Source organism: Brevibacillus aydinogluensis (assembly GCF_961514395.1).
GTDB lineage: Bacteria > Bacillota > Bacilli > Brevibacillales > Brevibacillaceae > Brevibacillus > Brevibacillus aydinogluensis.
In genome coordinates, this window is sequence record NZ_OY569118.1 from 3,984,607 (window position 1) to 4,007,508 (window position 22,902).

Here is a 22,902-nt window from a genome sequence, read left to right on the forward strand (position 1 = left end):
GCACCGCAAAAAAAAATTACAGCCGCGCGCCAATGCCCATGAATGCTGGCCCCATGACCAGGTACAGCAAAGGGACGCCCATCATCACGATTACAAACGGCAGCAGCCGGACGCTCAGCCGATTCATGTGGGCGGAAACCGCATCTTCCTGCTGGCGGACCTGCTCCTCCACCAGGACGGCCAGCATGGGAGCCACGCTGACGCCTTTGCTGATCGCCTCGTTGATCTCCAAGGCGATGGCCGTCAGCGTATCCACCTCCCAGCGAAAGGCCAGTTCCTCCAGGGCCTTGCGCCAACTGCCGCAGCGCTTCTCTTCCACTTCCAGCCTGGCAAGTTCGCGTCCCAGCCTCCCGTCAAAGCGGCGGGCCGCCTGTTTGACCGCTGCCTGTATCGGCATGCCCGCCTCGACAAGCGCCTGCACAATGCTGAAAAAGACCGGCACCTGTTCCGCCATTTCCGCCTTCGCCCGCTTGTCCGCCCATTCCAGGAGCAGGGTGGGCAGCAAAAACGCCAGGACGGCCCCCAGCATCGGCCAGGCAGCCAGCATACTCCACTCCCGCCCGCTGTACAGCCGGGCAGCCAGCTGCAAGGCCGCTCCCAGCAAGACGGCACCGCCCACTGCCTTGGCCAGGGCCACTTCCGTCACCGTGATTGGGGAGCGCAGCCGGTAGAGCATGTCCGCCGTTTTCTTTCGGTCCACGCCCGTCCATCGGCATAAACAATCCAGCCACCGCTCGCGCCGCTCCAACAGGCGTACGATCGTCCAGGAGGACCGCCGACGGCGAAACGATTCCGCCAAATGGGCCTGCCGCTCCCGCTCCAGCCGCCCAAACAAATCTCCCTCATCCGCAGCCGTCTTTTCCAGGCAGGCCGGCAGCCCAAACAAGAGCACGGCCACCCCGGCCAGCGCGCTGATCAACAACACATGGTCATCCTCCTTTGTGAATGCCTTTGCGGGCGAGGTGGCGAATCACTTCCCCGCCAATCAGAATGGAGAGCAGCGCGCCCAGAATGGACAGGCGTCCTTGAATCGTTGCCGTCAGCGGATCAAAATGGTGCGGATTATTTACGTACAAGGCGGTGACAAAGACAAACGGCATGACGCTCAGCACGTTGACCTGTGCCACGATCTGCGCCGTCGCCGCCCTCTGCCTGCGCAGCGATTGGCGGCGCCTGAGGATGGTGGCCGCCGCCAGATCAAGCGTTCTGGCCATGTCTCCGCCCATTTCCCGCTGAATCTGCACGATGGTCGACAAGTAACGGACATCTGGCGAGCCCGTCCGCCGGTAAAAGGCAGCCATCACCTGTTCCAGCGGCACCTGCGCCCGCAGCAGCTCCACCACCCGGCGGTATTCGTCCGTGACGGTCTTGTTCACGTACGGACTGGCCGCCACTTCTTCAAATGCGTGCAGGTAGGACGGAGAGGTGCGAAGCGAGCTGGCCATCAGGCGAATCGCCTTTACGTTATCCTCTTCAAACCGGTCTTTGCGCCTCGCTCCCAATACGCTGACCAGCCGCTCCGCAAACAGAATGCCGGCAGGCAGGGCGGGCAGCGCCAGCCACCAGGAACGCAAAATCTGCCCGCTCACTCCGTATGCAGCCAGTCCGAACAGGCAGACCAGCGCCACGTACTGATGGACCTCCATTCCTGAACCCGACCGCTGCAGCCGCTCATCCAACCGGTCCCACACGCTCTTTCGCTCCTTTTGAAGCTGTTCGACGATTGCGTGCCTGCCTGCCGATCCCCCCTGCCAGAAACGGCGGGGAAGCAGCAGCAGGACGATTCCCGTACCTGCCCCGGCGGCAATCACCATCCCGATATCGACCATGATTTGTCCCTCCTACATTGGGATGGGCGTCGGAAAAAAGACTTGTTCCGCCTCTTCCGGCCGCAATCCCTTTTCCAGCCAGCGCCGCACCAGTTTCTCCGGCTTGTAGCCGGTCCATCTGAACTCTCCCACCACTTTGCCGTCCCGTATCCCTGTCGGTTCGTACACGTAGATGTCCTGCAAATATACGCGTTCTGCGATCACCTGCCGTACGTTGCAGGCCCGCCGGATCAGCTCCTCGTGCGACTGACCGGTTCCCACCACCTCGGTGATCGCCACCACTTTGCGGCTGCCGTCCTCCTCGAACCGCTTGACCTGCACAATCAGGTCGAGTGCCGAACCGATCATCAAGTTGCGCTCCAACGAACTGTACGTCTCATCCGCTTTGCCGAACAGGATGGGCAGGGTCGAGTCAACCAGCGCACGCGGCGAATTGGCGTGGGCCGTGCTCCAGCTGCCCGGGTGGTCGGTATTCATCGCCCACAGCATGTCGACGATCTCCCCTCCACGCACCTCGCCGACGATAATCACGTCCGGCCGTTTGCGCAGCGAAAGACGGACACAATCCCGGATGGAAAACCCGCCTTTTCCCTCATGGTTGGGCGGTTTGGCCAGAAAGCGGCGGACGAACGGATGCTGCAGTTTCAGTTCCAGCACGTCCTCGATCGTGATGATGCTCAAGTGGTGCGGCACGTATTGCGAGATCAGATTGAGCAGATGGGTCTTGCCCGACCCCGTCCCGCCACTGACCAGCCCGGATGCACGGGACAAGCCGACCGCCCACTGCAAAAAGCGAAGCATCGGCTCGCAGATCGAACCGTAGGCCAAATAGTCCGCCTCTGTCAGCAAATCGCGGTGTTTGCGGATCGTCAGCATGTGGCCGTCCGGCGAAATGGAGCGGTGGGCTGCCGAGATGCGTGAGCCGTCTGGAAGCTGGGTATTTAATTCCGCCCTGGTTTCGTTAAACTCCCGACCCATCGAGGCGGCGATCTGCTCCAGCAGGCGGAGCATCTCCTCCTCGTCCCGGAACACGGGAACATCCGGCACTTCCAACCTTCCCGTGCTCTTGCGCTCCACCACCAGGCGGTCGTAGCGGTGAAACAGGATTTCCGTGATGTCCGGGTCCTCCAGCAACGGGTCCAAGGGGCCCCAGCCAATCAGCGAGCGCAGCAGCCGCTCCACCTCGACTTCCAAATGCGCGGAGGCAAGCGACGTGCTGGTCTCCAGCAGCAGGCGGATATCGCGGGACAGTTCCTCCAGATACGCCGGCTGATGCTTTTCCTCCCACAGCCGCTTTCCGTGTTTCTCCACAATTTGCGTCCGGACGGCCGCCTCTGTCTCCGCCGGTATCCGCTTGTCGCCGACCGGCTGCTGCATGTGCATCCGCTCGTTTAGCGTTTGCGGCGCGCGCGCCGTTTCCCGCACATGGGATCGCAGGTCAAACCGCTCTCGTCCTGCCGTTTGAATCCCCAGCAGCGTTTTTCGGTCAAAATTCATCACGTTTCCCTCCTTACCGCCACAGCCATTTCAACAAGGCGGGCCGCTCTTTCGCTTTTCCCTTGACGCTGTCGTTTTTGGCTGAATCCAGCGGCAGCAGGATGCTGCCGAGCGCTTCGATCGCCTCTTTTGCCGCGCTTCTGCCGGGATGAAGCACCATGGGCGTCCCGGTGTTGATCGACTTTTTCACTTCCGCGTCATCCGGGATCGGGTGGATCTTTTGGCTCGGATGCAGGTGAAAATACGCCCGAATCTCGTCCAGTGTAAACATCTCCCGCTTCTGCATCCGGTTCATGCACAATTGAATCCGCTCCTCCGGATATTCCGCCTCCCGCAGCAGTTTTAACATCCGTTGAATATTTTCAATGGAATCTACGATGGGATTTCCGACCATCACCACGCGATCGGCAAAAAACAACGCCTGGATCGTCGCGTCCGTCGTATCGGGTGCCGTGTCGATCAGGATCACGTCGTACGCGCTGTGTTTGAGCGTTTCCAGCATCAGGTACAGGTGGTAGTCGCGAATCTCAAAACTGTACCGGATGTCCCGCGGCGACGTGAGCACGTGAAGGCCCGTTTCCTCATAGGTAACGACGTACTTGTCCACCTCTTCGGGCTGCATCTTCACGGCCGCGACATACTCCTGCCACTCCTCGGGGCGTACGTCCAGCGGATCTTTGCCGTGACGGCGAACCAGTTCCTGCAGCCGGGCATCGATGTCCTGCACCCAGGTGAACAGGTTGGGCGAACGCGGCAGATTGAGCGACGTGGCAAACGTGCCCAAATCCAGGTTAAAGTCGACTGCCAGCACCCTGAGCGGCCGCCCGTCCCGCTTTTGCAGGGAAAAATAGACCGCCAGCTCCCGCGACAGAAAGGTCTTACCTACCCCTCCCTTGGGGCCGTAGACGGTAATCAGGTGCTTGCTCGACGAGCGGCTTTCCCGGTAAGGCTGGACCGGTTTCGCCTCGGCGACGACATGAAGACCGGGCGCAGATCCACTCTCTGCGGCAAACGCTGGGGCTCCTCCCGCTTGCACTCCTCCCATCGGCAGCACCTGCAGGGAAGCGTGCTGCATCGCCAGCGCCTCCAACTGTCCGGGCTGGATCGGCTTGGCGATTACCCATATGCCCAGGTTGCGAAAAAACGGTTCCCACGCCAGCTCCCGGGGCTCGCATGCGGCGATATACGCCAAATGGGGAAACGCCAGCCGAAATTGCTGGCACAGCACGCCTCGTTCGGCCTCCCTGATCCCGCCCAGCAGCACCAGGTCTGGCCGGACGTCACGCAGCATCCGCCAGGCGGTTTCCACATTTTCCGCCTGGCCGCACGGCTCCAGCCACTGGCTGCCAGCCAACTGCTTCCCAAGCGCGCTGCCCACGGCGGGATCGTCATCCACGATCAGCAGTCGTTTTCTCACGAACGTTCCTCCTCTCCGTCGATCCATCTTTTTTTGGTCTTGATCAAGGCGGCGGCAAACGCCGCGTCACCAATACCTGCTGTTTGCCCGTCTGCCGGTGACGCCTGGCCCAGGCGGATTTTGCCGTAGTGTAGCGCATGGGTAAGCAGAACGGCCTCGTCCATCCTGAGCGACAGGGTCACCGCCTTCAGCCGGGGATGATCCCCCTCCATCTCCCGCTGGACACCGATGATCGGCATGTTTTTTAAAAGCAGCCCCGTGTGGGCGCCGGCGTCGTCTTCAAACGATGCATACACGTGTACCCGCTCCCCGACAGCGACGTAGGGAGTCACACCCGATACGTTGTCGACGGGGATGCTGATGCCGGTCATGGATGCACCCAGTGCCCGCTCCTGCCCTGCTGCACCCGGCCGTTCCACATCCTCGGCCAACAGCGGCCGGCCTCCCTCTACCCGGCGGGCCAGGGGCAGGCCGACGAAGCGCGGCGCCTCCTCCCACGTGATCAGCCCCGGCACCGGAGACGACTGCATGCGAAACAGGCCGCCCAGCGAAAGCTCCGCCCGCTCCAGGTCGGACGCTTCCAACCGCTGTCCGCTTTCTTTGACCACTCCCTGCCGCAGTTTGACGTAGGCGATCGTGTGCGGCTTCAGCACGTGATACGCACCGGCCGCCACGCAGGCTGCCAACAGCAGGATCGCCACCAGCCGCAGCGGATGTATCGACATCCCGCAACCTCCTCTCCTGTATGCTGCCATCAGCGTACAAAGGGATAACGGGACAAAAAAAGCCGCTCCAGGTGTGGAGCGGCACAGACGGGGGACAAAACGTCTGGGACTGACCGATTTCATTATCCGGTTGGTGCCGGTTTTTCGTTCATCTTCTCGATCACCTCTTCGATTTCAACCCCTGCAAAATCTGTAAACAGATTTTTTATAGCTGCAGCAACAATACCCAGGAGTAACAGCACAAGCAAAACGGCAACCGCCGGAGGGGTCCACTCTCCCACGAAATTCCCCTCCCGATTACGTGTTCCGCCAACCCTGCAGTCATTCTCACTGCTCCGCTCTGCAATTGTCCTTTCACAAACAATCAATTCTCGCTGCGGCTAGAACAGTCTGTATACGTAGGACAAAAACATACCGAAGAAGAACAAGGTAGTGACGCCAATCGGCTTTCGCTCCCGCTCGATATCTATAAACCTAAACACAAAGAACAGAATCAATATGACAATCTTCCAAAGAGCGGATACAAATGGAAACGTAAGGCCGATTCCAAATGCGATCGTTCTCATGACTATAAAACTGGCAGATTTCATTTTCTCCTCATTCACCCCGTTGATTCCCTGCACACGTACAGTCGCCCGGAGCATCGCCATTCTCCTGCACTCGTCATGCTTGTAAGAATGCCGCTTTTATAAATCTATCATGTTCTATCAGCCAAACATTACCATTTCTTATCACAAATGTAAACAAGAAGCTATTGCCGATAAGCCACCGAAAAGAGAAAAGCCGCAGCATTCCTGAAGAAGCTGCGGCTTTCTCTTTCCACTGCGCACGCGTTTCTTTGCGCGTACGCCCCTTATTGATTTCGTTCGTAGATCAGGCGAAGTCCCTTCAAGGTCAGGTAGGGATCGACCACGTCGATGCACGATGCCTCATCTGCGACCAACGAGGCCAGGCCGCCGGTCGCCACCACGGTGGGGCGGGTCTTGTTCTCGGCGATAATCCGCCGTACGATGCCTTCCACCAGGCCCACAAACCCGTAGTAGATTCCGGCCTGCATGGCAGTAATCGTGTTGCGCCCCACCACGCTGGGCGGTTTGGTCATCTCGAAGCGCGGCAGCTTGGCAGCGCGGCTCACCAGCGCTTCCGTGGAGACGCTGATCCCCGGAGCGATCGCGCCGCCCCAGTACTGTCCCCGTTCGTCCACGTAGCAAAACGTGGTGGCCGTCCCGAAGTCGACGACGATCAGCGGCGCGCCGTAATGATGGATGGCCGCCACCGCGTTGACGATCCGGTCCGAGCCCACCTCGCGGGGATACTCGTACTTGATGTTGAGGCCGGTCTTGATCCCCGGTCCGACGATCAGCGGCTTGATGCGGAAGTATTTGTCGCACATCCGCTCGATCGTCAGATTCAGCGGCGGCACCACCGAAGAGATGATCACCCCGTCCACCTGATCCAGCGTCAGGCCGACGCTGTCAAACAAACTGCGGACCAGCATGCCGTACTCATCCTCGGTCTTGTTGCGGTCGGTGGCGATCCGCCAATGGTGCCGCAGCTCTTCGCCCGTATACAGTCCCATGACAATATTGGAGTTGCCGACATCCATCACCAGTAGCATGCGGGTTCCCCTTACCGTTTACGTGTATTGAGATCGAGACTGATATCCAGCGCCTTGACCGAATGCGTCAGCGCCCCGACGGAGATGACGTCCACACCTGTCTCCGCGATGGAACGGATTGTGTCCAGCGTGACGCCGCCGGAGGCTTCCACCACGGCGCGGCCGCCAATCAGCGTCACCGCCTGTTTCATTACGTCCAGCGGCATGTTGTCCAGCATGATGATGTCCGCCCCTGCGTCCAGCGCCTCCTGCACCTGGTCGAGCGTCTCCGTCTCCACCTCAATCGTCATCGTGTGCGGAACCGCCGCCCGGGCCGAAGCCACCGCCTGGGCAATGCCGCCGGCGCCCTTGATGTGGTTGTCCTTGATCATCACCGCGTCATACAAGGCGTAGCGGTGGTTGTGACCGCCGCCGACGCGGACCGCGTACTTCTCCAGCATGCGCAGCCCCGGTGTGGTTTTGCGCGTATCCACCACCCGCGCCTTGGTGCCGGAGACCGCTTGGGCGTACTCGCTGGTCCGGGTGGCGATGCCGGAGAGGCGCTGCAGCAGGTTGAGCGCCAGCCGCTCTCCGCTGAGAATGGAGCGGACCGAACCGCTCACTTCGGCGATCTGCTCCCCCTTTTCGACGCGGGCCCCTTCCTTCACCAGCGCGGTAAAGGACAGCGTCGGGTCCACTGTTTCAAACACCAACTGCGCCACCGGCAGACCGGCGATGACGCCCGCTTCCTTTGCGTACAGAATCCCGACGCCCTGCGCCGTTTCCGGGATGGTGCTCATTGTAGTCACGTCGCCAAATCCGATATCTTCCTGCAGCCACTCTTCGATTTTGCGCTGCAATTCCCGTTTACTCCACATCGTACTGTTCACTCTCCTCGCGCACGCCTTCGCCGATCGATTGGATGATGTGCTTGCGCCAAATCAGGTCGTCCTTGTTGGGGAAATCAATGCGATAGTGACCGCCCCGGCTTTCCTCCCGCAGCAGTGCCGCGCGCGTCGTCAGCACGGCGGTATTCAGCAGGTTGAGAAACTCAAACGATTCCCGGTCACTGTACGTTCCGTAACAAAACTGCTGCATGCGCTCCAGCTCGTCCAGCGCTTTTCGCAGGCCTTTCTCATGCCGTTTCAAGCCCACGTGGCGCAGCATCAGTTTTTGCAAGCGGACCCGCTGTTCCCGCGTGTCCACGCTGCGGGATGTCCGCTTTGGCTCCACCGCGGCAAACGGACGCACCTCGGGCAGCGGCGTCAGCTCGCGGATGCGGCGAACGATGCGGTGACCGAACACCACCGCCTCCGACAGCGAGTTGCTCGCCAGCCGGTTGGCACCGTGCACCCCCGTGCAGGACACCTCGCCGCAGGCAAACAGCCGCCTGGTGGAGGTCTCGCCATTCAGATCCGTCTGCACCCCGCCCATGATGTAGTGGCAGGCGGGCGCCACCGGAATCCAGTCCGTCACCATGTCCAGCCCGTACTGCAGGCAGAACCGGTAGATGGTCGGAAACCGGTGCTTGATCAGCTCTTCCGACTCATGAGTAATATCCAGGTATACGTAGGACGAATGGGTCTTTTCCATCTCCGACACGATCGCCCGGGCCACGACGTCGCGGGGAGCCAGTTCTTTTTGCGGGTGGTATTTTTCCATGAACCTCTCGCCGCTGGTGTTGCGCAAAATGGCTCCTTCCCCGCGCACCGCCTCCGAGATGAGAAAACGGGGCGCTCCCGGGTAGTAAAGCGCGGTGGGATGAAATTGAATAAACTCCACGTCCTTGATCCGTGCCCCGGCGCGGTACGCCATCGCGATCCCGTCCGCCGTGGCGATGTCGGGGTTGGTCGTGTAGCGGTAGAGCTGTCCCGCTCCCCCCGTCGCCAGCACGGTTGCGTTTGATTCGAGGAAAAACAGGCCGCCTTCCTGGTTCTGCACGATGACTCCGACGCACTCGCCGTCCTGTGTCACCACATCGATCGCGAAGTGGTTTTCCAGCACGGTGATGTTGGCTTGATCGCGCACACGGGCGGACAAGGCGCGGACGATCTCCGCCCCGGTCGCGTCGCCGTGGGCGTGCAGGATCCGCCGCTTGCTGTGCGCTCCCTCTTTGGTCAGCTCATAGCGCCCCTGGGCGTCCTTGTCAAATTTCGTACCGTACGCGATCAGCTCTTTCAACCGCTCCGGTCCTTCGTGCACCAGCACCTCCACCGCTGCGTACGAGCAGAGGCCCGCTCCGGCGATCAACGTATCCTGCCGGTGCAGCGCGGGGGAGTCCGATTTGGCCGTCACAGCGGCGATCCCTCCCTGGGCCCAGCGGGTATTGCTGTCGTCCAGCCCCTTTTTGCTGATCAGTACCACGTCGGCGTACTCGCTCGCCTGAAGTGCCGTGTACAACCCGGCAATCCCGGCGCCGATCACCGCCACGTCCGTTTTTACACGAGGCAGCGTATGCAGGTCAAAGTCAACGATATAACGGGGAATCATGCCGCTGTGTCCCTTCTCTCTTCCGTGTGATCAGATGGCACATCTTGTCCCACTCATTATAGCAAATACCCGTTTGCCGCCAAAAGCCGGTATGCCGCCCGATAAACAAGCAGATGGCCGATCGCCGCTCGTTACAGCCAGCGGAAAACATTTGTTACTACCCGGCTCCCCCAAAAACGGGAGCGGCAAAAAAGAAAACATGCCGCCCATTTTCAGGCAGCATGTTTCGCTCATGCGTTCGCTTGCGTCCAATCCATTACGTCCCATTTACAGAGAGCGCGCCTTTTTTCCTGTACAGACGGCCGCTCACTGTGCCGGCCGGCACTCCTTGCACGTACCGTATACCTCAAATTTGTGGCCGGTCACCTGGAATTCCTCCGGGATCGATTGCAGCACGCTCATCGGACAGCCGGGCAGTGCCGACGTCTTGCCGCATACCGTGCAAATCACGTGATGATGGTGGTGGCCGTCAACCGAGCAGGCCAGCCGGTACTTTCCTTCCCCGTCCAGCTCCGTCTCTTCCAGGATGCCCAGTTTCACAAATGTGGAGATGTTGCGATAGACTGTGTCAAAGCTGAGAGAGGGGTAGTGGTCCCTGATTCGCTCCATGATTTCCTTGGCCGACAGGTACCGTTTCTCTTCCGCGCAGATGCGGATCATCTCTTCCCGTTTGCCGGTGTATTTGTATCCGTTTTCTTTCAATATCTGCAGCGCTTCTTCTACCGTCATCGCCAACGCTCCTTCCCGCTTACTATGGTCTTACCGCAGAGCGGCCCTCAGCCGTTTCACTCCCAATACCGCAACCAAGATGAGAACAGCCATCAATACAATGGTACCACCTGAAGCCCAGTCCAGCAGATAAGCAAGGTAGAGGCCGACCAGCACGGACATCTCCGCGAAGACGATCGCGTACAGGATCGTCTGGCGGAAGCTGCCGGCAATCTGCAGGCTGGCCGCCACCGGTATGGTGATCAGCGCCGAGATCAAGAGCACGCCGACAATCCGCATCGACGCCGCGATCGTCAGCGCGACCAGCACCATGAACCAGAGGTTGATCGACCGGCGAGCCACCCCGGAGACGCGGGCAAATTCCTCGTCGAACGAGACGGCAAACAGCTCCTTGTACAGCAAAAACACGGTGACCAGCACCACCGCCGCCACGCCAATCAGCGCATACAAGTCGTCCTTGGTCACGGCGACGATCTTCCCGAACAAGTACGAGTACAGGTCGGCGTTAAATCCTTTGGCGATGCTGATCAATACCGTAAACAGCCCCAGCCCGCCGGAGATGATGATCGGTATCGCCAAATCCTGATACGATTTGTATACCTTTCTCAACCGCTCGATAAACAGCGATCCTGCCACCGAAAACAACATGCCGAAAAACAGCGGATTGACCGCTTGAAACAGCGCCACCTTTTTGGACAGCAGCATCCCCGCCGCGACGCCGGAAAGCGTCACGTGGGACAGTCCGTCCGCCATCATCGACAGGCGGCGCACAATCAAAAACGTCCCCAATATGGGACAAATCAGTCCGATCAGCACCCCGGACAGCAGGGTGTAACGCAAAAAGTCATACTGCCACCAGTCAGCCAGCATGGTCATGCTCCTTCTTTCCGTTCCCCGATTGTCAATGATGATGAGCGAGCAGCTTCACCGTATCGCCGTACATCTGCTGCAAGATGCGCTCGTGACTGTGGGCAAACTCGTCCGCCGTCCCGTGGAAGTGCAGCCGCCGCTGCAGGCAGGCCACCTTGTTCACCCACTGGGTCATCACGCCCACATCGTGGCTGACGATCATCATCGTCATGCCGTTCTCTTCCTTGAGCGAGCGCAGCAGCTCGTAAAACTGCTCGATCGATTCCTGATCCACGCCCACCGTTGGTTCGTCGAGGATCAGCAGTTCCGGCTCCGCCACCAGCGCCCGGGCGATAAACACCCGCTGGAGCTGACCGCCAGACAGGCTGCCGATCCGCTGATCCAGCTTTTCCGCCAAGCCGACGCGTTCCACCACGTCCCGCACCTTCTCGTGATGGTGCGGCTTCAGGCGGCGGAACAGCCCGACCTTGCCCACCAGGCCGGAGGAGACCACTTCCCGCACGGTAGCCGGAAAACCGCCCGCGCCGTGGGCAGCCTGCTGGGCGACGTAACCGATCTTGGTCCAGTCGCGGAACCGGGAGAGCGGCTGACCGAACAGCTCCACCTTCCCTTTGGTCGCCGGCAGCAGACCGAGGATCAGCTTCATCAATGTCGATTTGCCCGACCCGTTGGGACCGACGATGCCGACAAAATCCCCCCGCTCCAGCGTAAAGGTGACGTCGTCCAGCACCACTTTATCTTCGTATTGAAAGCTGACCGAAGTGAGCTGTACCACGGCCTCTTTGTGATGCGTCCGTTCCATAAGACAATCCCTTCTCAAATCGGATTTATTCAGATTTGCTCCCTTCATCCTACTACGATTAGCCAAAATCCTCAAGTATACACATATCCTTCGCATTCACCGGCACGGGCAAGCACACTCGGAGGACAACCTCGTCTTCTTACTGCAGCGCTATGCGCAGCATGTTCAGATTGTCGCGCATGATGGAGAGATAATCCTTGCCGGACTGAGCTTCTTGTTCCGTCAGTCCTTCCAAGGGGTTGAGCGTGCCTGTTTTCACGCCTGCCTCTTTGGCGATGACCTCCGCCACTTTCGGAGAGACCAGCGTTTCAAACAGAACGTAGGAGATGTTGTGCTCCTTGATGTGCTCCACCAGTTCCTTCATGTCGGAAGGGGACGGTTCATCCGCCGGGTTAAGTCCGGAGATGGCCACCTGTTTCAATCCATAACGGTGCGCCAGGTAAGCAAATGCGCTGTGAGAGACCATAAATTCTTTTTTCGGCGCCTTTGCCACCATCTCCTGAAACTCCTGGTCAAGCTGGTCCAAGTCGCTGGCCAGCTGCTTGAAGTTCGCTTCGTAATCGGCCGCGTGCGCCTGGTCTTTTTGCGCCAGCGCCGCCTTGATCTTTTCGGCCTGCTCCTTCAGCATGGTCGGGTCGAGCCATACGTGCGGGTCAAACTGCCCGTGCTCGTGGGCCTTTGTCGAGCCTCCTTCCTCGTGCTCCTCGTGTCCGTGTTCCGCGCTCCCTTCCTGATGTTCGTCACCGTGCTGGTGATCCTCCGCGGCCTTGAGCAGTTCCAATCCTTCCGTGGCGTTGATCACAACCGTCTTGTTTTTGTCGAGACCCTCGACCGCCTTGTCCACCCACGCCTCAAAGCCATTGCCGTTGTAGATGAACAGATCGGCTCCCGACAGGCCGACCATGTCCTGTGCCGTCGGTTCAAAATCGTGGGGTTCAACGCCGGTCGGCACGATGTTGGTTACCTCGGCGTGATCGCCGGCGATCCGCTTGGCCGCGAACTCCAGCGGATAGATGGAGGTGTATACTTTCAGTTTTGACGCGCCCGCATCTGTCTGGGGCCCGTTTTGGGAGGCGTCCTGCGCTCCGCAGCCGGCAAGCGCTGCCGCCGTGATGACACTCAGTATAGTTAACAGGCTCTTTTTCATCCTTACTCGTCCTCTCCAAATTCATAATCATTACGATTTACAAGATGTCGTTCTTAATTATACGGACAGATGACCGGGATGTAAATAGGATTTATTCCGATTTACCTGCTGGCTTTCACACTTTCTGCACAAGGATATGATATGATTGTCGCAAGGAGGTATGTCCCGCATGAAACGGAAACCGTTGCTCGCCATCAGTCTCCTGGCGGCGGCCCTGATTGCCGGCTGCGACGGGCAGGATAATGCCCAGGGCGACCACTCCGGTCACCAACAGCACGCCCCCAATGGAGACCTGCAGGAATTGACCGCCTCGGCGGACCAACTGCCCAGCTTTTTGAACGATCTGGACCCCCAGATCGTAGCGGCCTATAAAATCGCCGCCGCCAACCGCGACCTGTTGAAATCCATTCCATGCTACTGCGGCTGCGGGGAAAGCGCCGGCCATCAGCACAACGGCAACTGCTTTATCAAGGAAGAACGGGAAGACGGCTCCATCGTCTGGGACGATCACGGCACACGCTGCGGCGTCTGCATGGAAATCGCCATCGTCTCGTCCAAACTGAAGCAGGAGGGCAAATCGGTCAAGGAAATCCGCCAGTTTATCGACGACACCTACAAGGAAGGCTACGCCGAACCGACGCCTACCCCGATGCCATCGTAATTACGCGCGCCCTGTCTTGCCGGGGACGCGCCCGCTGCATGTGCCCCCACAAGCAAAAACCTGCACCCTCGCGCATCGTGCACACGGGTGCAGGTTTTTTCCTGTTTGCTCGCCTGTGTCGTTACGCCGGCGCCACTTCCAGCATGCGCTCCAACGAAGCGCGAGCACGGTTGGCGATTTCCTCCGGCACGTAAATTTCCGGCTTCATGTTTTCCAAGGCTTCCACGCATTTTTTCAGGTTGTTTACCTTCATGTTCGGGCAGACCAGGTACTTCGACGCAAAGATAAAGGTTTTGTCCGGACTGTCCTTCTCCAGCATGTAGCGCGTGCCGTCTTCGGTCCCGATGATGAACTCCTTGTGGGAGGACTCGCGGCAGAACTTCAAAATGCCCGTCGTGGAACCGACGTAGTCTGCCAGGGCGACCACTTCCGGACGGCACTCCGGATGGACGACGACCAGCGCGTTGGGATGCTGCCGTTTCAACGTCATGATGTCTTCGACGGAAAGCTGGTCGTGGGTGTTGCAGTACCCTTCCCAGATGATCATTTTCTTGTCGGTAAACTGGGAGACGTAGTGGCCCAGGTTTTTGTCCGGCACCCAGATGATCTCGTCACTGTCGATGGACTCGATCACGCGTTTGGCGTTGGAAGACGTACAGCAGATGTATGTTTCCGCTTTCACGTCTGCCGAAGTATTAATGTACGCCACGACTTTGGCGTTGGGGTGCTGAGCTTTGAGGCGGCGCAGGCCTTCCACGTTGACCATGTCCGCCATCGGACAGCCGGCCCGCTCGTCGGGAATGATCACCTTCTTGTTGGGATTGAGAATTTTTGCACTTTCTCCCATGAAGTGAACGCCGCAGAACAGTATCACGTCCGCATCGGTCTCTTTCGCCTTTTGGGCCAAACCAAACGAATCGCCAATATAGTCAGCCACTTCCTGAATCTCCGGCCGTTGGTAGTAGTGAGCCAAGATAATGGCATTGCGTTCTTTTTTCAACTGCATCAGCCGTTCGCGTAACTCAGCATTTCGCTGCGCTTTCTTCTCTAACGCCAAGGCTTCCATGGAATATCCCCCTACATGGTGTCGTAACTTAGGGCCATTGTAATCCCAATGCTCCCCCTTGTCAATGTATTGTCCTTGGGGGAACTGCTGGTTTTTACCCGCGCCCGAGCACGCGTTCCCGGATAAACCGGGCGACCCCGTCTTCATTGTGGTGCGGGGCAATAAACCGGGCGATTTTTTTGATCGCCGGGTCCGCATTCTCCATCGCCACGGAGTAGCCGGCATGGGTCAGCGCTTCGCGGTCGTTGTCCGCGTCGCCAAACGCCATGACCTGTTCCGGGGTAAAGCCCCACTTGCGGATAAAATAAAGAAGTCCCTCCCACTTGGACGCGTGTTTGGGAATCACCTCGATGTTGTACGGACCCGAGGTAGTGATCGCCGCTGACTCGCCCCACTGTTCCAGGCGCTGACGCACCGGTTCCAGCTGCTCCGGTACAGGGTGCCAGATAAACAGCTTGACGATCTCCGCTTCGCCTGTCGATACCAGCCGCATCATCTCCTCCAACGGTGCGACGCGGGCCCACTCGTAAAACGCATGGCGGCGCAGCTCCAGGCCTTCCACCGAAGCATCCTCCCCGATCAGCGTTTCGATGCGCTCCCGGTCTTCCTGCACCATCCAGCGGTTGCCGGCCGTGTCGTGCAGTTCGTAATACAGCAGTTCCTGCCGAAGTGTATCCACCACTTCCCGCACCATGTCCGCCGGCAAAAAGGTGCGCTGCACCAGCCGTCCGTCCGCTTCGTACACGGCCGCCCCGTTGCTGCAGACGTAGCCGTCAAAGGGAAAGCCGTCAATCGGAAGTCGGGCCGACGGGTACGTTCTGCCCGTCGACAGCACCAGCTTGCAGCCGCTGGCCTGGAGCAGACGGCACGCCTCCCGAGTCGCCTCCGTCATCCGTGCGTCCTCGTTCAACAACGTACCGTCCATGTCAAAAGCCGCCAAGCGCAGTTGGGAAAACAACGCCATCTCCTCCTTTGCTAATAGAAAAGCGCAGGCTGACGCTCCTGCACTTTTTCCTTCCGTACGTGTTCCGTTGATTCACCTTCACTGTACCCGATTCTGTTCCCAGTTTCAATAGGAGGGACGCATAATTCCCGATCACGCCAGGCGGCCTAGTTCTCCCCGCCCATAAGCAGGCAGACCTCGACTGACCCCGCCTGGTCCGAGCGGGCCCTATCACCCATGACACCACGGACTTTGTCTCCAAACGAAAAGGAGCGCACACAGCGCTCCTTATGCCTTCGGTTCTTCGTTTGTCTCTTCGTCCTTTTTGGGCTGGATATTGACTACGACATCGCTGTTGTCCGCTGCCGTGTCGTCTTCTTCCAGTTTGCCCGTTTCGATCAGCCGCTTGATCTGCTCCGCATCCAGCGTTTCGACGCGCAGGAGCGTGGTCGCCACCAGCTCGAGCTGGTCGCGGTGCTTGATGAGCAGCTCTTTGCATCGCTCGTAGCACTCGTTGATGATGCGCTGCATCTCCTGGTCGATCTCGTAGGCGATCTGGTCGGAGTAGTTGCGCTCGTGGCCGATGTCGCGGCCGAGGAACACCTGTCCCTGGTTGCGGCCGAACTGCATCGGGCCCAGACGGCTCATGCCGTACTCGGTGATCATGCTGCGAGCAATTGCCGTCGCGCGCTGGAAGTCATTGTGCGCACCGGTACTGATGTCGCCCAGCACCAGCTCTTCTGCAACCCGTCCGCCCAGCAGACCGGTGATCTTGTCAAGCAGATCGGACTTGGTGGCAAAAAAGCGGTCTTCTTTTGGCAGCATGACGGTGTAACCGCCTGCCTGACCGCGCGGAATGATGGTCACCTTGTGCACCATTTCCGCATTTTTCAAATGATAGCCGACGATGGTGTGACCCGCTTCGTGATATGCCACGAGACGGCGTTCTTCCTCGCTGATGACGCGGGATTTCTTGGCCGGTCCGGCGATGACGCGGTCGATCGCCTCGTCTACCTCTTCCATGCTGATCTGCTTCTTGTTTTTCCGGGCGGTCAGGAGTGCCGCTTCGTTCAGCAGGTTCTCCAGATCGGCGCCGGTAAAGCCCGAGGTCCCGCGGGCGATGACGTCCAGCTTCACATCGTCGCCGAGCGGCTTGTTGCGGGCGTGGACTTTCAGCACCGCTTCCCGTCCTTTGATGTCCGGGCGGTCTACGGTAATTTGTCGGTCAAAACGTCCCGGACGCAGCAGGGCCGGGTCCAGAATGTCCGGACGGTTGGTGGCAGCGATGATGATAATGCCTTCGTTGCCGGCGAACCCGTCCATTTCCACGAGCAATTGGTTCAGCGTCTGCTCGCGTTCATCATGGCCGCCGCCCAACCCCGCACCGCGCTGGCGGCCGACGGCGTCAATCTCGTCGATAAAAATAATACATGGCGCGTTTTTCTTTGCGTTTTCAAACAGGTCGCGCACGCGGGATGCACCCACGCCGACAAACATCTCCACGAAGTCAGAACCGGAAATGCTGAAAAACGGCACACCTGCCTCGCCTGCTACGGCTCGCGCCAGCAGGGTTTTACCCGTACCCGGAGGGCCGACCAGCAGCACGCCTTTGGGGATGCGGGCACCGACTGCGTTGAATTTGCGCGGGTCCTTGAGGAAATCGACGACTTCCTCCAACTCCGCCTTCTCTTCGTCTGCCCCTGCCACATCGTCAAATGTAACGCGTTTCTTCTCTTCGTTGTACAGCTTCGCGCGGCTTTTGCCGAAGTTCATCACCCGGCTGCCGCCGCCCTGGGCCTGATTCAAGAGGAAGAAGAACAGGATGAAGATGATGACAAAAGGAATGATCGAGGTCAGGAACGTCAGCCAGATGCTGTTCCCTTCCTGCGGGCCAAATTCGACCCGTTTCACTTTTTGTGCATCAATCTTTTCGTTCAGCAGCGCGATCATATCCGAATCGTACAACGGCACGTACGTGATAAACTTTTCGTTTTCCTGTCCCTGAGATTTCAGCAACGTACCTTCCACGCGATAGGTGCTGCCCTCGGGACGAAGGGAAAGCTCACTAATGTTGTTAGCTTGCAGTTGTACCCGGAATTCCTGATATGTAAGTTTCGCAACCTTATCAGAACCGGAGAGGATAAAATTCACGATCCCGACCGTGACAAGAAATATTAGTAGGTAGAACCCGGTGTTACGAAAAAAGCGATTCATTCCTTACCTCCTCTCACGAACAGACACTTTTCACATTTTACCATAGGAAGCAGGGTCTTCACAACAAAGCTACTTGGTGTACACTTCCGGTTTCAACACGCCGATGTACGGCAAGTTGCGGTACCGCTCGGCATAATCCAGCCCGTAGCCGACCACGAATTCGTCCGGAATGGTAAAGCCGCTGTAGTCCGGCGAAATGTCCACTTTGCGCCGTTCCGGCTTGTTCAGAAGCGTCACCACTTTGACCGAAGCTGCCTCCCGGTGGCGAAGCAGTTCCACCAGACGGCTCAAGGTGAGACCGCTGTCCATGATGTCCTCAACGACCAACACGTGCCGGTTCTGTACGGAGGTGTCCAGGTCCTTCAGGATTTTGACCATGCCGCTCGACTCCGTGCCGCTGCCGTAGCTGGAGACGGCCATAAAGTCCATTTCGCAGGGGATGTTCATCTGCCGGATCAGGTCAGCCATGAACAAAACGGCCCCTTTCAGCACGCAAATGACCAGCGGGTTTTTGTCCCGGTATTCCTCGCTGAGAATGTCACCCAGCTCTTTTACTTTTGCAGCGATTTCTTCCTGTGTCAGCAAGATCTTCTTGATGTCGTCATTCATAATAAAACCTCCCGCCAATCTTCTCCAAACTCAACTTCCATGTACAAAACCCGCCTGGTCTGATCATCGACAGGCGCTGTGGCGGAACGGCGGACGCCGGGCACCCAGATCAACTCCTCTCCCGACACCACAAGCGGCAGTTTGTCCCGCCACGCCAGCGGCACCTTGGCGTCGATCAGGAGCTCTTTCAGCTTTTTGGCATGTTCTGCACCAAACGGGGTGAACCGGTCACCCGGGGTTCGGCTGCGTACGAACAGCGGCCCGGGAAGCCGATCCGCATCAAAAACGACCGCATTGTCCGGCAGTTGTGCCCAATCGACCGGGCTTTCACGAATAACCGTATGTATCCTGGTTCCGCTCTCCGCGATCAAAGTCGTCCCTGGGACAACAAGCGGGTATCGAAAACCGTGTATCTGGCGATGACGTCCATCACTCCGGAAACAAACCTGCCCGTACATTCGCTGTACGGTCACCTGTTCGGGCAAATGCAGCTCGGCTGATGGACGGTTACCCTCTATCATGTGCAAAACGGCCTCCACATGCTGCGAAGACCATTCGGTTTGCCTTGAGAGATAACTTAATATTAGAGTAATCATTCTCCTTTGTAAAGCAACGTCACAAGTTTGAAATTTGTCAATATCAACCGTTACAGCGTCCGGTTTCCTCCGGGTCACCACCTGTTCCAGGCGCCGTTCGCTTTCCCGCTGCAGATACGCCTCATCCTGCCGCACGGCATCCGAAAGCGACAGGATGTGTTCGCGGTAGCGTTCGTTCACCTGCTCCAACAGCGGCATGACGTCCAGCCTGAGCAGATTGCGCTTGTACTTTCGCGAGCGGTTGCTGCTGTCCTCACGCGGCGCAAGGCCGTTCTCGCGGCAGTAGCGCTCCAGATCGGACCGGCTGGTCGACAGCAGCGGGCGCACCAGCTCGATTTTGCCCTCCTCCAGCCAGCGGCGCTGCGGCATGCCAGTCAGGCCGTGCAGCCTCGTTCCGCGCAGCAACCGAAACAGGATCGTCTCCACCTGATCGTCGGCATGGTGCCCCAGCGCCACTTTACCCGCGCCGTGACGTTGAGCCACCTGCCTGTACAGCTCGTAGCGAATCGCCCGGCTGGCTTCCTGTGCCCCCATCCCCGTTTCTTCCATATAAGCGGGGACATTCCGTTCAAACAGGTGAAACGCGACCCCGAGCCGCCGACAGAGAGCCTCCGCGCAGCGGGCGTCCTCCCTCGCTTCTTCTCCGCGAAAGCCGTGGTTGAGGTGCACCGCGTGCAGTGTCCAGCCATAGGGATAGTGTTGATTTAGCGACCACAAGATATGCAGAAGCGCCGTCGAGTCGTTTCCGCCGGACAGGCCGACCACGATGGTGTCGCCCGACGTCAACAGCCCCTCCCGCTCAATGTGGCTGCGCACGTTTTCCAGCACGTTTTTTCGCATGGCGGACTCCTTTCCAGATGGTCACGAGCGACACGCCAAAAATCAGCCCGAAGGCAATCGCACCGGCCACCATCGCCGTCTGCGTAGCCAGCGATATTCCCTCCATGTTCTGACCGTTGACGAAGGCGAGCATCGCCTTGTAGGCCAGCGAACCGGGCACCAGGGGAATAATGCCGGCTACGCTAAAGTTGGTCGACGGGACGCGCAGAAAGATGGAAAGCAGTTGGCTCAACAGCGAGACAGCCGTCGCCGCGGCAAACGTGGAGAGCATCACTTCCGCCCCCCACAGCGGCAGCAGGGAAAAGACCAGCCATCCCGTCATGCCGGCCAAACCACAGGCCAGCAGTGTACGGACGGGCACGTTAAACAGCATTCCCCACGCGATCGAAGAACACAAACTCAATCCCAAACCTTTCAACAGAATCATCGCACCTCACCTCGTGAACCACAGGGTAACCGCTGTCGCCGCTGCCACGGACAGTGCCGTGAGCAGCGCTTCCGCTCCTCTGGACACGCCGGCCACCAGATCGCCGGCCATCAGGTCCCGCAGCGAGTTGGTAATGGCGATACCTGGAAACAGCGGCAGCATCGCCCCGATGATGAGGACGCTGATGCGCAGTTCGGGAAACAGCGTAACGATAAGCAGTGCCAGCATTCCGCCCAACAGCGCGGAGACAAACTCAAAGAAAAATTTCACCCGGAATAACTGTTCAAAAAAATCGGAGCTTAATCTGACCGTTACGGCCGCCAACGCAGCCGGCAGCAGTTCGTACCAATATCCGCCGGAAAGCATGGCAAAAGAGCCGCTGGCCATGCCAGCCGCCACAAGCTGCAACCACTTCGGATAAATGGTTGTTTTCTGATCGATTTCACAAAGCATCCGATACGCCTGCTGCAAGGTGATTTGCCCGGAGACAAAGCGGCGGGACACGTCGTTGGCAAGCGTGACCTTGTTCAGATCAATGGTTCGGTGGGGGGTGCGAATCATACGCGTATGGTCCTCCCCATTGATGCGAAACGAAAGAATAATGCTGGTCGGCGTCGCCGAGCTGTTGACCGAATCCATACCGGCCGCCCGCGCGATCAACGTCATTGTTTCCTCTGAGCGGTACGTCTCGCCGCCGTTCTTCAACATGATTTCGCCTGCCAACAGGCACGTATCCATAACCAAGTCTGGGGACACCGACAAGTCACACCCTTCACATCATCCATGCGTAATACAGAGTCCCCGCAAGCAGCAGCAAGGAGGCGACAAACAGCCCTCCCACCAGCTTACCCGCAGAGTCGGACGCCTGTTTGCCCCGATGGCCGATCGTACGCTCGCGCACGATGGCGAGCATCTCCGACCGCATCTCCCCTGCAGATGCGTACTTGCCGTGAAGCGCTTTTACAAGGGAAACCCGATACGGGTACAGGCTGTCACTGTTCCGTATTATATCACAGAGCAGACTGGTTTGACGCGGTTCCTGGCGCCTGCTTTTCCACATTTCCGGATCTGCCGACAGACGCACGGCCATGACCGCCAGGGAAAACAGGTCGTACGCGATGTCGGCCCGCCGGTCACCCGCCTGCCATGCGGCGCGGTCGTACTCCTCCGTGAACTGGCGGACTGCGTTCCCCATTTTGGTGACGCCTCCGAAATCAATGAGCCGAACCTGCTTGTCCGCATGGGTGACCATCACGTTTTCCGGTTTCAGGTCGCCGAACACCCAGCCGTGTCGGTGCAGTATCTCCAACCGGGCCAGCAGTTGGATCATCAGGATAGGCACCCAATCGGTCCCCATCCGTTTGACATAGCGATCCAACTGCTCCCCCTCCAGGTATTCCATGGCGTAAAAGGTAAAGGTCTTGCCGTTGATGACCAGATCATCCACGTCGCTGACCAGCGGCGCCACGCGAGCATCCCGCCCCTGCTGCACGCTTTTCAGCACGTTCACTTCCATTAAAAGGTCCATGCCCTCCGCCCCGACTTTGACGGCCCGCCGCACGCCTCCCTGGGCGGCCAGATACACGGCGCCATTCGCCCCGCGTCCCAGCTCCCGCAGGACGCGGTACGACTTTTGGTTCCATTTGCCGCAAAACTGCAGGGGCAGGTCGGGTATCGTCGGTTTGTTAGAAGACATGGTCGCGCAGACTGCCGTCGTCTTCTTCCTGTTCGTTACGGAAGCGTTCGGACAGCGAAGCCGGGAGCTGTACGTGCTCAAAGAGCGCAATCGCTTCTACGATCGCCGGTCCGGTAGGCGTGATTCCGCTCATGGTCAGCCCGGACGTCAGCTGATGCGCCTGTTCTACCTGATCTGTCCACGGAATGCGCACATCCAGATGCTTTTGTTTCCCAGGAAATGAACAAACGGCCATGCGGCTCTGCCCGCTGCGTGAGCGCAAGCTGATGCTGAAATCGTGGATCGCCTGCTGAACGGCGCTGAGCTTTGATTTCATACTGCCGGACGTATCGACAAGCATGACCACGTCCAGACGGCTCCGTTCCCCCAGCTCGTCCACCATGCCTGCTACCTGGACCCGCTTTTCCGGAGACAGCACGTCGATGGCGGAATCGCCTAAAATCTCCTTCAATTCCTTGTTGACGACATGGTGGATCGTTCGAGTCATGGCTTTTCGCGTCAGCATCTGCACCGTTTGCGCCAACTGCTGCGGGTAAACGATGTCGTACAGACCTCCGCCCGCATTTGCGATCTCGCGGATTTCCTTTTCCCCCTGCTCGCCCATATCGCCCTTTTCAATCACGCCGATGACGTTTACCGTTATGCCTTGTTCCCTGGCCAGTGCCGCTGCTGCCACCGGGCTTATGCCGGCATTGGAGCAGCCGTCTGTAACGACCAGAATTTGCCGCAGTGTAGCTTCTTTCACAA

Annotated in this window: 23 protein-coding genes; 1 reads left to right on the forward strand and 22 read right to left on the reverse strand. The window is 58.8% G+C overall.

Translation table 11 applies throughout. The annotated features are described in order from the left end of the window. Positions 1 to 16: 16 nt before the first annotated feature. The 13 genes from Q7F15_RS19890 to Q7F15_RS19950 all read right to left on the reverse strand — a co-directional run bounded on the left by Q7F15_RS19890 (position 17) and on the right by Q7F15_RS19950 (position 13,103). Positions 17 to 925, reverse strand: coding sequence for a type II secretion system F family protein (locus Q7F15_RS19890; RefSeq protein WP_171567237.1), 909 nt, complete (start codon positions 923 to 925; stop codon positions 17 to 19). A 4-nt stretch (positions 926 to 929) separates the two neighbouring features. Next, on the reverse strand, positions 930 to 1,829 hold the full coding sequence (locus Q7F15_RS19895) for a type II secretion system F family protein (RefSeq protein ID WP_171567236.1): 900 nt from the start codon (positions 1,827 to 1,829) through the stop codon (positions 930 to 932). A 12-nt stretch (positions 1,830 to 1,841) separates the two neighbouring features. Beyond that, entirely contained in the window at positions 1,842 to 3,326 is a 1,485-nt protein-coding gene (locus Q7F15_RS19900) for a TadA family conjugal transfer-associated ATPase (RefSeq protein ID WP_304414829.1), read from the reverse strand. 13 nt (positions 3,327 to 3,339) lie between these two features. Next, entirely contained in the window at positions 3,340 to 4,743 is a 1,404-nt protein-coding gene (locus Q7F15_RS19905) for a CpaE/TadZ family protein (protein WP_304414830.1), read from the reverse strand. Then, positions 4,740 to 5,468: a Flp pilus assembly protein CpaB gene (gene cpaB / locus Q7F15_RS19910; RefSeq protein ID WP_304414831.1), complete on the reverse strand. Its 729-nt coding sequence runs from the start codon at positions 5,466 to 5,468 to the stop codon at positions 4,740 to 4,742. Before cpaB ends, Q7F15_RS19905 begins: the two co-directional genes overlap by 4 nt. Before the next feature lie 122 nt (positions 5,469 to 5,590). After that, a complete protein-coding gene (locus Q7F15_RS19915; RefSeq protein ID WP_171567232.1) occupies positions 5,591 to 5,749 on the reverse strand; it encodes a hypothetical protein in 159 nt (52 codons plus the stop codon). Between the two features lie 572 nt (positions 5,750 to 6,321). After that, on the reverse strand, positions 6,322 to 7,086 hold the full coding sequence (locus Q7F15_RS19920) for a type III pantothenate kinase (protein ID WP_230077615.1): 765 nt from the start codon (positions 7,084 to 7,086) through the stop codon (positions 6,322 to 6,324). Between the two features lie 11 nt (positions 7,087 to 7,097). After that, positions 7,098 to 7,943, reverse strand: a complete 846-nt coding sequence (gene nadC, locus Q7F15_RS19925) for a carboxylating nicotinate-nucleotide diphosphorylase (RefSeq protein WP_171567230.1) — start codon at positions 7,941 to 7,943, stop codon at positions 7,098 to 7,100. After that, positions 7,933 to 9,555, reverse strand: coding sequence for an L-aspartate oxidase (gene nadB, locus Q7F15_RS19930; protein ID WP_171567229.1), 1,623 nt, complete (start codon positions 9,553 to 9,555; stop codon positions 7,933 to 7,935). Before nadB ends, nadC begins: the two co-directional genes overlap by 11 nt. Positions 9,556 to 9,861: 306 nt before the next feature. After that, entirely contained in the window at positions 9,862 to 10,284 is a 423-nt protein-coding gene (locus tag Q7F15_RS19935) for a Fur family transcriptional regulator (protein ID WP_171567228.1), read from the reverse strand. A 30-nt stretch (positions 10,285 to 10,314) separates the two neighbouring features. Next, positions 10,315 to 11,154 carry a metal ABC transporter permease gene (locus Q7F15_RS19940; protein WP_171567227.1) on the reverse strand — a complete coding sequence of 280 codons (840 nt, stop codon included), beginning with the start codon at positions 11,152 to 11,154 and terminating at the stop codon, positions 10,315 to 10,317. A gap of 31 nt (positions 11,155 to 11,185) precedes the next feature. Beyond that, on the reverse strand, positions 11,186 to 11,956 hold the full coding sequence (locus Q7F15_RS19945; protein ID WP_171567226.1) for a metal ABC transporter ATP-binding protein: 771 nt from the start codon (positions 11,954 to 11,956) through the stop codon (positions 11,186 to 11,188). Positions 11,957 to 12,095: 139 nt separating this feature from the next. Next, positions 12,096 to 13,103: a metal ABC transporter substrate-binding protein gene (locus Q7F15_RS19950; protein WP_304414832.1), complete on the reverse strand. Its 1,008-nt coding sequence runs from the start codon at positions 13,101 to 13,103 to the stop codon at positions 12,096 to 12,098. A gap of 169 nt (positions 13,104 to 13,272) precedes the next feature. Here Q7F15_RS19950 and Q7F15_RS19955 point away from each other — a divergent pair, with 169 nt between their 5' ends. Beyond that, complete coding sequence (locus Q7F15_RS19955; protein ID WP_171567224.1) at positions 13,273 to 13,764, forward strand: PCYCGC motif-containing (lipo)protein; 492 nt, start codon at positions 13,273 to 13,275, stop codon at positions 13,762 to 13,764. Positions 13,765 to 13,885: 121 nt separating this feature from the next. On the opposite strand, the gene nadA is transcribed toward Q7F15_RS19955, so the two are convergent. From nadA to Q7F15_RS20000, 9 genes are all read right to left on the reverse strand, one after another. Next, complete coding sequence (nadA, locus tag Q7F15_RS19960; RefSeq protein ID WP_304414833.1) at positions 13,886 to 14,830, reverse strand: quinolinate synthase NadA; 945 nt, start codon at positions 14,828 to 14,830, stop codon at positions 13,886 to 13,888. 94 nt (positions 14,831 to 14,924) lie between these two features. After that, on the reverse strand, positions 14,925 to 15,788 hold the full coding sequence (locus Q7F15_RS19965; protein WP_249179015.1) for an HAD family hydrolase: 864 nt from the start codon (positions 15,786 to 15,788) through the stop codon (positions 14,925 to 14,927). 273 nt (positions 15,789 to 16,061) lie between these two features. After that, positions 16,062 to 17,987: an ATP-dependent zinc metalloprotease FtsH gene (ftsH, locus tag Q7F15_RS19970; protein WP_171567221.1), complete on the reverse strand. Its 1,926-nt coding sequence runs from the start codon at positions 17,985 to 17,987 to the stop codon at positions 16,062 to 16,064. 69 nt (positions 17,988 to 18,056) lie between these two features. Further along, a complete protein-coding gene (gene hpt / locus Q7F15_RS19975; RefSeq protein WP_171567220.1) occupies positions 18,057 to 18,596 on the reverse strand; it encodes a hypoxanthine phosphoribosyltransferase in 540 nt (179 codons plus the stop codon). Further along, a complete protein-coding gene (gene tilS, locus Q7F15_RS19980; protein ID WP_304415548.1) occupies positions 18,593 to 20,020 on the reverse strand; it encodes a tRNA lysidine(34) synthetase TilS in 1,428 nt (475 codons plus the stop codon). The genes hpt and tilS overlap by 4 nt, the downstream gene beginning before the upstream one ends. Continuing rightward, positions 19,992 to 20,459: a threonine/serine exporter family protein gene (locus Q7F15_RS19985; RefSeq protein ID WP_216369542.1), complete on the reverse strand. Its 468-nt coding sequence runs from the start codon at positions 20,457 to 20,459 to the stop codon at positions 19,992 to 19,994. The genes tilS and Q7F15_RS19985 overlap by 29 nt, the downstream gene beginning before the upstream one ends. 6 nt (positions 20,460 to 20,465) lie before the next feature. Then, positions 20,466 to 21,215 carry a threonine/serine exporter family protein gene (locus tag Q7F15_RS19990; protein WP_171567219.1) on the reverse strand — a complete coding sequence of 250 codons (750 nt, stop codon included), beginning with the start codon at positions 21,213 to 21,215 and terminating at the stop codon, positions 20,466 to 20,468. Positions 21,216 to 21,231: 16 nt separating this feature from the next. Continuing rightward, a complete protein-coding gene (gene prkT / locus Q7F15_RS19995; RefSeq protein ID WP_171567218.1) occupies positions 21,232 to 22,155 on the reverse strand; it encodes a serine/threonine protein kinase PrkT in 924 nt (307 codons plus the stop codon). After that, on the reverse strand, positions 22,145 to 22,900 hold the full coding sequence (locus Q7F15_RS20000; protein ID WP_304414834.1) for a vWA domain-containing protein: 756 nt from the start codon (positions 22,898 to 22,900) through the stop codon (positions 22,145 to 22,147). Before Q7F15_RS20000 ends, prkT begins: the two co-directional genes overlap by 11 nt. Positions 22,901 to 22,902 lie beyond the last annotated feature (2 nt).